Source organism: Mesorhizobium yinganensis, from assembly GCF_040081985.1.
Lineage (GTDB): Bacteria > Pseudomonadota > Alphaproteobacteria > Rhizobiales > Rhizobiaceae > Kumtagia > Kumtagia yinganensis.
In genome coordinates this window covers 460,493-476,663 of the sequence record NZ_JBEBMH010000002.1, presented here as the reverse complement: position 1 = coordinate 476,663, position 16,171 = coordinate 460,493, and the positions used below count along the sequence as shown (strand labels likewise).

Sequence of the window (16,171 nt, the reverse complement as noted above, 5' to 3'; positions counted from 1 at the left end):
TAGGTGAGATAATGGCCTATATGGATGATCTCCTCCGCTACGGTACGGTTCCCGTCGCAAACACGCCGTCCCTGATGGGCGGGTCGATGCCTTCGTTCGGCGCCTCGAACCCGACCGGTGTTGCATTGCAGGCCGCTGCTTCGGCACCTTCTACCACTGGTTCGGTATCTGGAGGTGGTGGTCTGATGGATGTGGTCGGTCCCTACAGCACGAACTATCATCCTCCGGCGCCCAATGCTCCAGGCGCAGGCAAGAGCTTCTTTGGCAATATGGGCCTGATGGATTGGGGCCAGCTGGCGATCGGCGGCATCGGCACCGCGGCCAACATCTGGAATGCCTGGGAGCAGAACAAGCTCGCCAAGGAGCAGCTCAAGTTCCAGAAGGAAGCCTACAACACCAACATGGCGAACCAGATCCAGTCCTACAACACCCAGCTCGAGGATCGTACCCGAGCTCGGCAGGTGGGTCTCGGTATGTCGGATGAAGAAGCTCAAGCCTATATCGACAAGCACCAGCTGCGTCGATAATCTTAGATAATATTTTGAGGATAATAAGATGGCTCAGCTGACTTGGCGGAATGTGGATGTCCCGGTCCTTCCGGGTGCGGATAGCCGGCGCTATGCCGGCGTTGCCTTGCAGGATGGTCTCGACACCTTGTCGAAGGCGCTGTCGAACATCGAGGCACGGCAGCAGCAGAACGCCGTTGGTGTCTCGGCCCAGGATCTGCTGCGCTTCAGCAATGCCGGTGATCTGGATGCCTATGTCGCATCCGGCGCCATTGATCCTCGAGCCATGCGGGATGAGAGCTTCCGCAACCTGGTGGCCAACCGTCGTGGACAGCTGCTCGATGGAGACTTCCGTCAGGTCCAGACCGAGGGTCAGCGTCTGTCGAACCAGGGGATTGGACTTGCCAACGAGAACCAGGCACAGGCCAACAGCCAGCAGCTCTGGGACAACAACCGTATTCGTGGATATGAGGTGAACCGTCCGGCTGCCGTCCAGCTACAGGCTGACGTCCGAGCCAGGATTGCGGCCGGCGATTACACCGGAGCAGCTCAGCTACAGCGAGCTGGTGCCGGCAAACTGGCAGCCGCTGGTGTGTCGATCGATGGTATTGGAACTATTGACGACAACAATACGGCAGCAGCCGGAAGCCGGATCACCCTAAACGAGAACATCCAGAAAGAGCAAATTCGCAACGAAGAGTTCAACCGGACGAAACAGGTTGATGGTCTCATCAACGAGAGGCTCAAGCAGTACGGAACTCCGGAACTGGCTACGAGCTCGATCCTCGAAGATCCGAAACTGGACTACAAGACCAAGCAGCTGGCTGTCGCCGGCATTGGCGGGATCCAGGAACTGTTCGGTCCCCAGGTCGGCCTCGAAGATGCTCTGGCCAGCCGGGAGATCAATCGGGAACTGGCTCGCCGGTCGGGGCAGGGCGGTGGTTCGCTCATCAATCTGGTCGATGCGAAGGAAGGTGCCGGCCGCTACGATACGCTGTTCGGACATGCTCAGGCCAAGAGCGGTCCCATGGCTGGTGTCGATGTGTCCAAAATGACGATCGGCCAGCTGGGTCAGTTCGCCTCGGCGGACGGCGCCTATGGCCGGCACCAGAAGAACCAGCTCGGATACCTTGCTACGCCGATGGGCCGGTTCCAGATCGTCGGTTCGACGCTACAGGCAACGGCAAAGGAAATGGGCCTGTCGCCGGATACGGTGTTCGACGAGAATACCCAGAACGCCATGTTTGCCCACCTGGTTCAGAAACGTCTCTCCGGTCCCCGCACCATGCAGGGCAAGATCGACGGCCTGCGTCAGGAGTGGGAAGGCTTCAAGAGCGTTCCGGACAATGCTCTGGCTCAGGCTATCACAGCTTGGGAAAGTGGCGATCGGGGCAGCCTCGGCAACCTCACTCAAGGCGGTGGAACCCAGGATAACTCGACGGCTGCCGGTATCCTGGCAAACCAGACACGGTCCAATCAGTCGCTGATTGCTTCCTATGGTTCGAGCCAGGGGGATCAGGCCGACGTCGATCTGCTAAACAACACGAACCTGCAGGTGAACCGTGCAGCCAGCGTGATGGACCGGATCAACATCGACTCTGCCCTCGATCCGACGGCGGCAATCACGGATGCGTTCATCAACTCGCCTGATGCCAAGAAGCCGGCGGCGGATCTTGCCAAGGAAGTGCATTCGGCGATCGGTGACGATGATGGCCTTCCCCTGGATCAGATCGAAGACGAGATCAACGTCCTGAAGGACCGCTACCATGTTCGTCCGGACATTGCCGCGGCGATCCTGAAGAGCTCGATCCAGGAAACGTCATGGGGCGCCAACTATTTCCTCGGTGATCGGAATGCTTCCCGCAGCCGCATGGACGATTATGCCGGCCAGTTCCTCGACATCTCTACCGGCCGGCTCGACGTCAACTCGCCGAAGGTGACGGGTGTGCTCTCCAAGATGGAGACCATCCGTTCGCAGCGGGCTTCCGGCGACAAGATCCAGAACTTGATCAGCCAGGTCCAGGCGAACCAGGAGCAGTATGCCCGCTCGTTGAACAGCGGAAAGTCGGGTGGTCGGGAGAAGGCTCGACTGACTTATGAGACGAGCTTGCGCCGGCTGCAGGCGGCAATCGATGCGGCCGACGGCAATCCGGCGAACTTCCCCAACACCGGGGTAGGGCAGTCTCCTGCATCGGCCGCTTTGTCTCAGGCGACACGTCAGGCTCCCGAGCAGGGAACGATCACCAATATCGGTTCGGCCAATCGTGGTAGCCAAGGCACCGTGATCGAGAGCCGAGCTGACCGGGCAATCCGTCAGGTAGCGACACAACCACGTCAGGCATCGCAGCCCAATCCTCGAGCCTCGGCTTATGTGACGGAAGCCTATCAGGATGTCCGGACAGGTGCCGATCCTCGCACTGTTGCACGCCGTCTCGAGGCAGCTGGCGTTCCGCGGAAGGATTGGCCAGCCAATCTGGTTCGGGCTTTGAACAGATAATCAGCCCGATTTTCTTCTGGCTTAATTGCGATTTTTGAATAAGATGGGGGCCGATTTTGGTCCCCTTCTTTTTTGATAATCGGATAATATAATGGCGAGCATTTTCGACGAGCTGTTTCAGTCCATTCCGACTGCAAGCAATGCTCCAGCTGCTCAGCCTGCCGCTCCGGTTCCCCAGATCAGCGAAGCCCAACAGCTTCAGAACGATCTGGCTTTGATGCGGGCAGGCAACCGCAACGATACGCTCCAGGGACTGATCACGATCTCGCAGCAGCGGGGCAATGGCCTGACGCAGGGCAACCAGCTGATCGAAGATTTCAACACGCTCTCCGGCGCCGCATTCCAGCAGCGTCATGGTACGGACGTCTACCAGGAAATGGTAGCCAGCCGGCAGAGGGCAAACCGTGTCAACAGCTCTGCCAATGCCGAGCGTTCCGTCCCCGAGACACTCAGGGATGTCGGTGTCGGTGTAGCTTCGGGCCTGGTTCAAGGTGTCGGCAGTCTCGCCACTCTGGGTCTGTCCGCGGTCAGCGATGACGCCGCGGTCAAGTCGGCAGAGATCATGGGCGACATCAAGGAGTTCTCCGACTCGCTGCAGTCGGATGCGCTCAACCGCCGTCGTGGAGTCGATGCGCTCCGTGCGCAGCTCGACAGCATGGATAATGAGGCGAAGTTCAAGGCCGACCAGAAGAAGGATGGCGCTCTGATTGCCAACCTCCGGTCGTTCGGTCGTGGTGTCATCAGCGGCGCCAATCGTCTGATCGAAGATCCGGCCATGCTTGAGCAGGGGATTTCCGAGGGTGTCGGTTCCCTGCTGGTAGGTGGTCCCGTCACCAAGGCAGTGGTCCGTGGTGGTGCTCTTCTGACCAATTCGGCACGGGTTACAGCTGCTCTGGAAAAGGCAGCATTCCCTGGTGTGATCGGCGCTCTCGAAGGCGGTGGTGCCTTTACCGATGCGGCTCAGGAGATCATGGCCACGCCTCACGAGCAGCTGGCCGAGCAGTCTCCACGTTTCCGTGAATTGATTGCCGGTGGTATGACCCCGGACGAAGCTCAGGTCGAGCTGGCAGCCCGAGCCGGTAATGTCGCTTCGGCGATTGCTGCTCCCATCGGAGCGCTCACCGGACGTCTGGTCGAAGGGCTCGAACGTGCTCCTCTGGCGGCTGCCGCCGGCCGTGCTCCTGGCAGTGTCATCGGCAACAGCGCCAGGGAGTTCATCGAGGAAGCGGTCCAGTCCGGTGCAGGCGAGTTCGCCGGCAATGTCGGCCAGGTGGTATCCGGAGCCAATCCCGACCAGAACCTTATCGAAGGTGTCGGTGACGCAGCGATCCAGGGCGGTATCTTCGGTGCCGGTACAGGTCCTGCGATCCAGGGACCGAGTGCTGCTCTCAAGCAGGCAGCCAAGGCCGCAGGGGCAACCATTCGCCATCTGGATCAGAAGTTCACTGCTGCCGGCGAAAGCCTCATGGCCAGGAATGCGGCCGAGAGCACGGTCTCCGCCGAGCAGGTGGCGCCGGCCGTTGCTGAGATCGCTGCCCAGGCTCCAGTTGTGGCCGAGGGCATCAAGGCTCTGGCGGCGGAAGCTCCTGTTCCTTCTGGTTCGGATGAGGCTCCTGTCGATGTCCAGGCTCTCGCCGATCGGGTGGTCCAGGCTGCTCAGGTCTCGCCTGAAGAGATCCAGGGTCTCAGCGAGAATGTTCGCGATACCGTGGCCGAATTCGCCCAGTCCAAGCAGGCTCCGCTCGACCGTTTCGAGATGGTGAAGCTGATGGCTCAGCTCACCGAGATGCCGGACGTTCCCCAGGAAGACCGGGTTTCGGCAGCCACGTATATTCTTAAAAATATGGCTGAAAATAATAAACTATTTTCAGAGGATTTACCCGCCCTTCTGTCGAACGTTTCGCATGATCGGCCGGAGTACCAGGCCCTGCTCGACTTCGACAAGACGCTGCTCCGGATCCAGAAAGTCCCGGAGATCCAGAAGGCGATCAAGTGGGCACAGGACGAAATGCAGATACCGGCTCAGGATTTGAGCCAGGTGGAAATGAGCTCGCCCAAAGGCCAGCAGCTCGTCGACAATGCCGTCAACGTCGCTGTCTATGCTCCGCAGGCTTTCAATCCGGAAGTCGGTCTGCAGATCTTGAGGCAGGCCGATCAGGGTACGATCGAGCTCACCCCGGAGCGCAGGGATGCTCTCACCGGCGCCACCGAATTCATCAACAACATCCGTGCCGCCGAAGCTCGCCAGCAGCAGATCGACGCTGGTTCGACCCAACCGGCAGCACAGCCTCAGACCCAGGCCGAACCGACTGTCGGGCTCAGCAAGAAGGCGCTGGACCTGGTCAGCAAGCAGATCGAGACCGAGGGTGGATCCTCGGCTCACCAGCTGTCGCTTCGTGCTCACGCTGCCGGCATCAACCAGGCGATCTCGATCAACAGCCGCAAGGCTCTGGTGGGTCAGCTGGAAAGCCTGACGAACTTCGCCCAGTCGCATATCAATAAGGTGGAAGCGTTCAACAAGTCGGCTGCCGCCGGCGATGGCCGGAACGTGCAGTATCAATATCTGAATGCGGCCGGGAAATTCAGCACCCATAAGAAGGGTGTCGGCGTCAATCTTGGCAATGCCGGCTCAGAAAAGTTCGCCCGGACGGTTCACAATGAAGCGACGATGATCGCCGACACGGCGAACAGCTATATCCGCCAGTTCCCCAAGCTCGGCCTGCAGGAGATCGTTGTTCCGCCTCTGGTTCTCGCCAAGCAAGGGGGAAGCTCGACAGTCCCTGCAACACCGGCTCCGGTTCAAGCTACCACCCCTGAACCAGTCGTTGTGCAGAAACCGGAGCTTCCCCGATCGGTAGTTAGTCAGCAGCCTGCCGTTACGCAAGCTCCGCAGCCGAAGCAGCCATTGAAGGCTCGCTTCCGCCAGGTGCTCTCGACGTTCTGGACGCCGGAGCAGGTAGACTATTTTGAAAATAATGCCCCGGTGCCTATGAATGATTATCTCAAGCGTTTGCTTGATAATCAGTCAAAAGCCAATCCTGGTGTTCCCCGCAAAGATCTCATCCCCAATCGTCTGAGGAACTACACGCCTCAGCAGGTTCTGGCTGACACACTGAACATCATGTTCCCGGAAATCGAGAACACTGACCGTCCGAAACCAGCTCCTCGAACCAGGAAACCGAAGATTACTGCCGTAACGGAAACTTCTGTTACGCCATCAACTTCTGTTCAAACTCCTGTGATCGAGGAAGCTCCTGCCGAGCTGCAGGAACAGCTGACGGAAAGTGCGGCCGCACCTGTCGAACCGGCTGTCGTGGTCTCCCGTGTCACCGTGGAGCAGGCCAGGTCTCTCAGTGATGACGGTCTGAACCAGAGGATCAACGCCCTTCTCGACAAGGGTGCCGATGGCATTGCCACGCCGGAAGATGACGCCACCTATGCCGTGCTCGATGCCGAGGCTGTTCGCCGGGATCAGCAGGCCGAGGCGGAAGCCGCCGAGGAACAAGCCCGAGAAGGGGAAGAATTCGGAGATCAGGCAACGGATGATGTCCGGGATCTGGCATCGCAGATCGACGAGATCTTCCAGGAACCGGAAGACGAGACCGGCGAAGCCTCGATCGGCGCCAAGTTCATGGGCCTGGCTCGTATGGCTGGCAATCAGTTCGCCAAGGCATTCCGGGTCAACAAGAAGCGTCCGTCCAGACTCCTGGATCAGGAAGCCCCGATGCGTTCGCTTTACAATGCCTTGGCCGACGGTCAATCGCTGTTCGATTATCTCGGCTACGATCCGAAATACACAGTCAACCAGACCAATATCAATTCCTATCGGGCACTGATGCGTCTGGGTGGATCGGTGATGGTTCGCATGAACCAGAGGCTCCAAGCCAAGCTGGCCGACAAGGGCAAGAGCGGACGTCAGGTTCCGATGGAAGAGCGCCTCAACAATAGTGATCCGGTGGTCAACCGGATGCGGGATCTTCGTGCTCTCAATATCGTTGAGAAGACTGACAACGGTTTTGCCTACAACTCGACGCTGCTTCAGGCAGCCGTGCTGGCTGGTCTTGACTGGGTCGCCCAAGGCCGCGGTAAGGATCTGAAGGTCGAAAAGTACGAGATGGCCGGCATCATGGGGATCCCTGATGAGAGCCTGATCACCGACGAGATGCTGACCGAGTTCAATGCCGGCTCCAGCATGTCGGTGGCCAAGAAATCCCTGGCCGAAAATATCCAGAAGTTCTGGGGCCTGGTTCCGAACTTCAAGGGACGTCGGGCCTACACTGTCGGTATCGCTGAAGCGATTGCGGCCGAGCTGCTGCACGGTATGGACACCGGCCTGGACGCTAAAGGTTTTTCAACCAACACCAACGGATTGCTCCTGGTTCACCGGATGGATCTCGATGATCGTCTTGGCTTCAAGGCCAAGAAGCCGAACCGGGTGGTGTTCGGTTTCCATTCGGACGATGTGCAGGATGTCCTTCGTGGGCTCAATGGTGCCAAGAAACTCCTGACCGACATGGCCATGGTTCGTCCGGAGAAGGGCGACATTTCCATTGGCGAACCAGTGACGGAAATCGACAACACCGTTCTTCGCCAGCGTGCGGTCAGCACGACCAAGGCTCATCGTGAGGTCCTGGAGAACCTGCAGAACACCAAGTTCCTGCCGGTGATGACCTTCTTCAACTACGTCCAGGCACTGGGCAAGGCAGCCTATGTCTCGGCGATGAGCGGGGTTCCCTACAAGGACGGTGATCTCAACAAGGATTATGCCGAGCTCGGCATGAACAAGAACCACCATGCTTCGGTCCATGGCCGCTGGATGGGACTGGCCAATGACTATGACAACATCGTGAGCCAGATGGCGGAGGTGAATTCCGCTGCCAGTAAGCGGGGCATTGCTCCCGAGGAGATGGGCTCCTTCTACAAATACCACATCAACAAGATGGGCCGTCAGCAGATGGCCGGTCCAAGCAATCCGCAGGCCAGCAAGCTCGCTCGTCACGTCTTCCTGCCGACCAAGTCGAAGGCTCTCGATTTGTCGAAGCCGGAGAACAAAGACTACCGGCTGTTCATGAAGGCTGTCGCTCAGGGTCTTGGTGTCAAGACCGAGACAGACAAGGGCACCTTCGACCAGTCGATCGCCTTCATCAAGAAGGAAGCCCTGACTGAGGGTGGAAAATTCAACCGCCTCTATGAGGCGTTCAAGGGATGGTTGCGTGATGGTCAGCAATCCGAAATGCCGGGTGAGCTTCTCAATGAGCTCATGCAAGCCGGCCTCTCGGATCACGGCCAGTATTCCCTGCTGGAACTGGCTCGCTACCAACTGGCTGCCGAGAACGGCGCCGATCTGACCAAGTGGGAAACGTCCAACTACCTGGAGTCGGATGGCAAGACCAACGGTGTGGTCAACTCGCTGTTCCTGTTCGCCACCGGGCCGATCATCCCTTCCTGGCTCAAGATGGTTGCCAAGGGTGGTGCGTTCTTCGGCCGTCCCGGCAAGACGCTGAACCAGCACTATGAGGAGAGCGACGACAACAAGATCGACATCTACGGCGAGATCTCCAAGGCGACAGCCGAGAAGATGACCAAGGTCGGGTGGATGTTCCACTACAAGTACCCCGAGGTCAGCGCCCAGTATCAGGCTTTCCGCCGGCTGATGGCTTCGCTCAATGCCGACTTCGAGTACGACCCGGACAAGAAGGAACTGACGATCAAGCGTGGTCTGGCCAAGAGCCCGCTGACCAAGGCCAACTATGCGGCCGGCACGGACACGCTGACCAACACCTTTGCCGACGATATTATCTCGGCGCTCTACGAGAAGATCACCGACCATGCACAAGGCCGGGGAACGGGCAATGATGTGCTTTACCCGCCTGGTTCGAGCGTCAATTTCGTCAGCGATCTCGATGCCTTGACGGGCGCCTATCCCTTCAAGGAGATGGGTGTCTGGGGTCTGGCCAGTGCTGGCGCCAATGAGGCTCGCAACTTCGATCTGGAATACACGCTTTCCCGAAATGAGCTGTTTGCGCTCAAGGAAAACATCAAGATGTTCCTGACGCATCCGATGCAGAAGGCCATCAAGGATCTGGTTGACGAGCACACCACCTTCGCCACGACTGCCATGCAGAACGCTACGCAGTTCCAGTCGGTGATCATGAAGGGGATCTACGCCAACAAGTATGCTGCTCGTGTGGCAGAGAAAATGGCGAACCCGGAGAAGTTCGACTATCATAATGGTGATCTTCTGAGCCAGGAGGAAGAGGATCACATCCTCAAGGAGATGGGCATCTATGCTCCGGTGATTGATACTGGTTCGCAGCGTTACATGCTCTCTGGCAATGAGACCGGAGATCTGTTCGAACATATCTCAGTGGATGTCGGTGAAGGCCGTATCGTCAAGGTTCCGATGCCTGGATCGTTCTCCCGCTCGCTGACCGGTGACTTGGAGACGCCGGCCTTCATTTATGGTCCGACGGAAGCCGGTGTCCGAGCCAGGCCGACGATGAACATCGGTTCGGGTGACGGGCAGATGATGCTCTACATCATGGCGGTCAAGGAAATCGCCGAGCGTTCGCTGGGAACGTTCGACGGCCTGCACCTGCCGATCGACCTGATCGAGAAAGGTTCGCAGGTTGCTAACGAGGCGGTCTACAAGACCTGGACCTCGGCACCGAACCCGCTCCGTGCCGTGTCGGACAGCTATAATCGCTTCATGCTGACCAGCCCCGTGGAAGCATTGTTTCCTAAAGGAACCAATGAAATCATCGAGCAATGGTTTGCAAGTCGTATTGAAGCACTTTCAAAAGGAGTTGAGGAGAATGAGCTTGATGAATTTCCTGCAACCCCTCAACAATACGCTTTTCTTGAGGCTGTCACGCAAGCCTACTTAGAACGTAAAGAAGTATTCCCTGTTGAGTTTTTGACACCAAAACAAGCTAAGGCTTTCCTGCAGCAGACGGCTCGCTCTCTCGAAAAAGCGGCTGACGACGTCGATATCCGACGGCAGGTCTATGCCGAGACGGGAATGTCGGTCGACCAGATGTCCGGTGGCGAGATGTCCCACACGGTGGAAGGCAAGCTCGATCTGACGAACGTCGACACGCTAGGCAAGCTGGCCGGTGTGATGAACCGCCGCTACCAAGAGCTCAAGACCGAGGCATCGACGAAGCGTCGGGCTGAGGATGCAGCAAAGACGCCGATCGAGGGTGTCAACGAGGAAGTGCTTCGCACCTCGCTCGAGAAGACCCGGCCGCAGCACTATGGCGTGAAGCAGCTCCATGCGAAGGGGATTTCCTCCCTGGTTCGCCGACTGACGGACAAGCTGCCGGCCGATCAGAAATATATGCTCCGGGAAGCTGCCCGCACCATGGAAGCCAGCGGCTACCAGATGCTGTTCGGTGAGCAGCACCAGCTCGATGCCTGGGAGCAGACTTATAACGGGGACCGCTTCGTCAGGGACGACAATGGTTATAGCGGCAAGATCGATCCGATCTCCAAGCTGATGTTCATCAACAACCTGTCAGCCGAAACGATCTTCCACGAGCTGACCCATGCGGCCACCGTCGAGAAACTATGGCTGGCCTACAACAAGCCGGACGCTCTGACCAAGGAAGAGAACGACGCCGTCAAGCGTCTCGATGCCCTGATGAACCAGTGGCTCGAGCAGGATTTCTCCCTGCTTAATGACGCTGCCAAGTCGGCCAGGCTTCTGGCCGAGAGCGCTGTCCATGACTTCCTCAACAAGGGCCATCGTGATGCGGCCGTGTCGGAGTTCATGGCCTGGGTCATGAACAACCAGAACCTGGCTGACGTGGCTCGCCAGACCAAGGTGACCAATCCGATTGCCCGCATTATCGGCAAGGCTCTTCAGGCCCTGAAGGAAATGTTCTGGGGCAAGGGTGAGAATGGCAAGGCCAAGGGTCCAGCAGTGTCCGACGACATGCTGTCGAACATCCGCTTCAACACCCGTGTCCTGATGGTGATGCCGACGCCGGTGGAGCTCCTCAAGGGAGATTTCGCCGCGGTATCCCGCAATCAGTCGGCCTTCTTCGGGAACGATAGCCGTCTGGCTGATCTGCGTGAACAGTTCGGCCGCAAGATCGTGGACTTTATCCGGGAGAGTGATGACCGGGTTCTGGCCCAGAGCCAGGCGGATGCCGCCACCACGGATGCGATCGATCTGGCTGACGAGTTCGCCTTCCATTTCCCGGCGATGCGTTCGATGCAGGCCAAGTCCACCTTCCAGATGATCCAGAAGGCTCTGGCCCTGGAGACCAGGCTTAACCCGAATGCGCTGCTGCGCCTCGAGGAGATGTATACCCACACCATCGCCGAGCTGCGCCGCGAAGGTCTGGTCATTCCGACCGGGAACCAGGCTCAGGACGAATACGATGCCGAACAGCGCATGAAGCTGTTGACCGGTGTCCTTGGCGTCAAGGAAGATGCACAGGGTCGGACCTCGCTGTTGTCTTCGTTTCTGGCTCTGGCTCTGGTAGATAATGACTTCCGTGACATCCTGGCTCGTCTCGACAAGCCGAAGTCCGACCGCAGCGATGTACCGGGACTGGATGGGTTCCTCGAGACCAACGCCAACAGGATCCTGGATAGCCTGTCGGTCAGGCTTTCTGGTGAGCGTTCGACGGATCTCAATGTCCAGCAGGCTATCGACAGCCTGACCCAGAACATGATCCGCAACGTTGGCGATCAGCGCAGCTATCTCGAGCTGCAGTCCGAGGGCCTGCTCAACAAGGCCGACACCTATATCGCCGATGTGCTGCAGAATGGTAGCGATGCCGTGATCACCCGGACCAACGACCTGATGGCCAACAGCCAAAGCAGGATCGTCCGGGCCGCAGCCCGTATTGCCAATGTCGCAGCCACCGTCGTCAACGAGCAGGCTTCGAATGAAGCGATCATGGGCGCCGTCAGCTGGATGAACAGGCGTGAGAACCTCAACACCACTCGGGAGCTGCTGAACGACATCGCCGGCCGCACCAGGGAAAATGCTCCGATCTTCGACATGGTGTCCAAGGTTCGCTCCTGGATCCAGCAGACCCGTCAGCGTTTCAGGGAAGAGATCCCGGAGATCCTGGCCAAGCAGTTCAGCCGGCCGGTCACTCCACAGGAATGGACCAGCATGTTCCGGTCGATCGCCAAGACGGATCTTCCCTCACTGGTTCAGTCCTTAGGTGTCGATGGCACGATGGATGTCCTGACCAACGAGCAGGGTGTGGTTTCGCAGATCCAGAGGCTCGAGGCAGGTATCCGCACGGCAGCCGGAAACAGGGCAGCGAGGATCATCGAGAAGTCCAGGCAACTGGCCAACTTCATGAACACCGGCGAGCATGGTGCAAACCTGCTTCCTAACGCCAAGGCTATTGCTCACCTCTACAGTGAGCGGGGCATGGCCGATCCGAATACCCAGTCTCCGGAACTGATCGAGCAGATCGACCGGATGGTTACGCTTTACGCTGTCCAGAACCTCGACCAGGCGGTCAAGGATACGATGGCCAGCCTGATCCAGGATGAGGATACCGGCGTCAAGTTCGTGCTCACCTCGCTGCGCAAGCAGCGGGAAGACGAGCTGGTCAAGACCCGGTCGGTCATGGCCCAGAACAACTACTACAAGGGCTACATCCCGTCCGAGCGTGAGAACGGCGGCGAAATGCTCATTGCCCATGATCGGGATCATGCCCAGCTGGTCAGCCGGGGCTTCACTCGCATCGGAGCCTATTCCGGATCCTCGGCCGATCGTTGGGCCGGCAACCGGTCCTATTATTATTCACCGGTCTCGGGTAGGGCGCCTTTCATGCAGGGTGTCCTGCAGACGGTTCACCTGACGGCTTCGGGTGTCGATCCGCAGACCGGCTTCACCGTCGGTGAGGTCAATGCCGGCATCATCCAGGATCCGATCGCCATTTCGGTGATCCAGAGCCAGCTTAGGAACCAGGGGCAGACCCGAGAGAACCTCCGGGCTGTCCATGATGAGGATGGGAACGTGGTGGCTTATGAGCGCATGAGCGACTCCAGGATCACCAGCACGTTGAAGCGCAATACCGATCTGGCTCGCATGATGGGTGCCTGGGGTGGCCGTCAGGCGGAAGAGCATTTCGCCCAGGAATACAACCGGGACCTGATCGACCGGCTGCATGAGATCTGGGAACGGGATAAAGGCAATCGTTCGAGCGAGTTCGTGAACCTGTTCGATCTGGGCAACGATCCGGACCCTGTGCTGGTCGAAGCAGCCAAGCTGGTTCCCTGGTATACGAGGAACCAGATCGAAGCCTTGTTCGGCCGCAAGGTCTTCATGGTTCGCCGGGACATGCTGAAGATCGCCATCGGCGAACGTCAGGCATCGGTCGGGGATCTGTTTACCGGCAACACTCGCTGGAAGCCTGGTGTGGCTGAGCGCTTCGAGAAGATCGCCATGGGCATCTTCGATGGTCCGCTCTTCCGCAAGATGGGTGTCACCGGCAACGATGCTTATAGGATCCTGGTCAGCGGAGAGCAGCACGTTCAGGAGATCGTCACCGCGGCGAAGACCATGATCGTGGTCAAGTCGGTCATCGTGCCGGCGGCGAATATCATCTCCAACATGGTGCAGCTGCTGAACCGTGGTGTTCCGCTTCGGGATGTGGTTAGGGGTTTCGCCGGCAAGACTGCCGAGATCAACACCTACATTAAGAACCGGGCCAAAGAGATCGAGCTCGAGGCTCGCTTCCAGGCGGCGGATGGCGCCGGCGATACCCAGCTGCAGCACAAGCTGGCTGCCGAGATCCAATCGATCAAGGACGGCTATCGTCGCATGAGCATCTGGCCGCTGATCGATGCCGGCGAGTTCTCTGCGATCTCCACCGGACAGGTCACCGTCGAGGATCTGGCAATCGCTGACGGCAAGTGGGGGAACTATGTCGAGAAGCTGATCGCCAAGCTGCCCAAGGGCGTCCAGACGCCGGCCCGTTATGCGATGGTCACCCGTGACACGGCTCTATTCCAGGGTCTGGCTCGAGCCACGCAATACGGGGACTTCGTTGCGAAAGCGGTCCTCTACGATCACGAGGTCAAAGTCGGACGTAAAAAGACAGCGATATCGTCTGTCAACGAGGCGTTCGTAAACTACAATATTTCCGCCGGTCGCAGCCGCCATTACCTCGAGTCCGTCGGACTGCTCTGGTTCTGGAGCTACAAGCTGCGTTCGATCAAGGAGGCTGCTTATATGATGCGGCACAATCCGCTCCGTTCGTTGCTGATGGCTGCCGTTCCCACTGGTTCGCCGATCACGGACAACTTCCTGGCTTCCATGTGGGATGGTCGTCTTGACTATTCGATGGGTCCATCTATGGGTTTCAACAGCTTCAGTCTGAACCCCTGGGTAAACGCATTCCAATGAAGAAGATATGGCTGGCTTTCGGTCTGGCTCTGGCGGGATGCACCAGCACACCACAGGCATATCCGAACTTCATGAACGGCCGGTATTATATGGTCGGAGACACGGATTGCAGGTACAGCGCCAATGTGACGCCAACTCGCATCCTTTGCTATGACGAACAGCGCCAGGCCAAAGGCTACCGGGATGCTCTGACCGACCAGCAGCTGATGATGTATCAGTCCGACCAGCTGATCGCAGCCCAGCAGCGTCGGCGCTATACCACCACCCAGTGCAATCCCCTGGGTGGTGGCGTCACCTGCAATACGTTCTAGCTGATCGACTGCCCGATCTTCTGCTTCTCGAGCCACTTGGCTCGACACTTTTCGACGACCTCGGGCTGGTGGACTCGGCCTATTTCCTCGAGGAAACACTCCCAGGCGTTCAGACCATGGTTCTCGACGAGAGCCAAGAAGGTGTGCATCGTCCCACCGATCTCCTGGGGCACATGGCCAGCTGGTCGGCTGTAGACGAACCGGATCGAGGCAATGGCCTCCTCCTCGGACATACCGCCAGCCTGACAGAGCTCGCCTGCTTCTTCGAGGAAACGGCGATGACGCTCAGGTCGTGAGTCGAAATTAGGTTGCGAGAACGTGGTGACGATCCAGCGTTTGGCTTTGCGTTGCCAGAAAGCGATGGCTTCTTTGATCGTGGTCATAGAGGTTCCTTAAAACGAACGATAATGGAACCTTATCGTTCGTTTTTGTTGGTCGACAGGTGGGGCGGTTTGAGCCAGGAAATGGAGGTTAAAGCGCCGTCAGAGTGGACGGATCGACACTCTTACTGGCGGATGTTTGGCACGTTCCCAGACGCCGGGAGACCAGCCATGTTGTTGAATTCCGGCGTCCTCGATCTTCTTAGCAAGATTTCGAATGATCTCGAGATCGGTACGGTCCTGGTAAAAGCGAAAGCGTAGGCCGGAGAGAAGCTCCTCGGCTTCTTCCTGGGTGAGGTCGAGTTTCATGGGTTTTCCTTAGTGATTGCATGCTCGGCGATGGTCAGGCCACGTTTGGCTTCGACCAACCGAGCCTCGTAGATGCTGATCTGTCGCTTTTTCCGAGCGGCATAGCTCTCCAGAGCTTCCTTCTCGGTGTTGCAAGCCCAACGTTTCCGGGCAGTCAGCCGAACGAATTTGTCACCGATCCAGGCTCCGCAGGGAGTGCGCTTGGTGACTGGATACCAGTGCATCTCAACCTGGAGAGGGGTGGTTCCGAAGTGGTCACTATCAGCGTCGATCACATAGGAGTAGCGCTTGCCTTCGGCTCGCCAGAGCACGTCTTCGTCAGGCTTTGGCCGACGCCAGGGATAGGTCGGAGCCGGCGGCTGCAACAGGTTCATGGGTTCCTCGGAGATTTGGTGGAAGTGGTAGGGATTGAACCTACGGCCTTACGGCGTGTGCGCACACGACGACGCTCTACCTCTGAGCTACACTCCCGAATTCAGGTCCAGCTTTTAAGGTCATCAGGACGTTGGACCGATGGTCAGTTTCGAGGGCCTTACCTCGTGGCCTGGGTACTCACCGCCACTGGTTGCTCCGCATGATGATGGCGCTGCAGCTACCAGAAATCCGCCCACCACCTCGTTGAAGCCCTATGGCGGGCCTCTAATTGTGTTCCTCTCTTCCTGGATCACAGCATAGCATATCAAGAAGACAGCTATGAAGATTATCAAGAAAAAGATGTAAGGGATTATCACGAAAAATACAATGAAAATCCCCAGAGTGATGAGCCCCGCATAAAGCAGGGC

At 58.2% G+C, this 16,171-nt stretch carries 7 protein-coding genes and 1 tRNA gene; 4 read left to right on the top strand and 4 right to left on the bottom strand.

Going from position 1 to position 16,171, the window contains the following annotated elements; genetic code table 11:
* The first annotated feature begins 11 nt into the window (after nucleotides 1-11).
* From ABMA59_RS05845 to ABMA59_RS05830, 4 genes are all read left to right on the top strand, one after another.
* Nucleotides 12-527: a hypothetical protein gene (locus ABMA59_RS05845; RefSeq protein ID WP_349004362.1), complete on the top strand. Its 516-nt coding sequence runs from the start codon at nucleotides 12-14 to the stop codon at nucleotides 525-527.
* A gap of 28 nt (nucleotides 528-555) precedes the next feature.
* Entirely contained in the window at nucleotides 556-3,003 is a 2,448-nt protein-coding gene (locus ABMA59_RS05840) for a hypothetical protein (RefSeq protein WP_349004361.1), read from the top strand.
* A 91-nt stretch (nucleotides 3,004-3,094) separates the two neighbouring features.
* Nucleotides 3,095-14,389 carry a hypothetical protein gene (locus ABMA59_RS05835; protein WP_349004360.1) on the top strand — a complete coding sequence of 3,765 codons (11,295 nt, stop codon included), beginning with the start codon at nucleotides 3,095-3,097 and terminating at the stop codon, nucleotides 14,387-14,389.
* Entirely contained in the window at nucleotides 14,386-14,700 is a 315-nt protein-coding gene (locus ABMA59_RS05830; protein WP_349004359.1) for a hypothetical protein, read from the top strand. Before ABMA59_RS05835 ends, ABMA59_RS05830 begins: the two co-directional genes overlap by 4 nt.
* Here ABMA59_RS05830 and ABMA59_RS05825 read toward each other — a convergent pair.
* From ABMA59_RS05825 to ABMA59_RS05810, 4 genes are all read right to left on the bottom strand, one after another.
* Nucleotides 14,697-15,083, bottom strand: coding sequence for a hypothetical protein (locus ABMA59_RS05825; protein ID WP_349004358.1), 387 nt, complete (start codon nucleotides 15,081-15,083; stop codon nucleotides 14,697-14,699). The genes ABMA59_RS05830 and ABMA59_RS05825 overlap by 4 nt on opposite strands.
* A 99-nt stretch (nucleotides 15,084-15,182) precedes the next feature.
* Nucleotides 15,183-15,389 (bottom strand): hypothetical protein, encoded by a 207-nt coding sequence (locus tag ABMA59_RS05820; RefSeq protein ID WP_349004357.1) that lies wholly within the window; start codon nucleotides 15,387-15,389, stop codon nucleotides 15,183-15,185.
* On the bottom strand, nucleotides 15,386-15,763 hold the full coding sequence (locus ABMA59_RS05815) for a hypothetical protein (protein ID WP_349004356.1): 378 nt from the start codon (nucleotides 15,761-15,763) through the stop codon (nucleotides 15,386-15,388). The genes ABMA59_RS05820 and ABMA59_RS05815 overlap by 4 nt, the downstream gene beginning before the upstream one ends.
* Nucleotides 15,764-15,779: 16 nt before the next feature.
* Nucleotides 15,780-15,860: transfer RNA gene (locus ABMA59_RS05810), tRNA-OTHER, on the bottom strand.
* Between the last annotated feature and the right edge of the window lie 311 nt (nucleotides 15,861-16,171).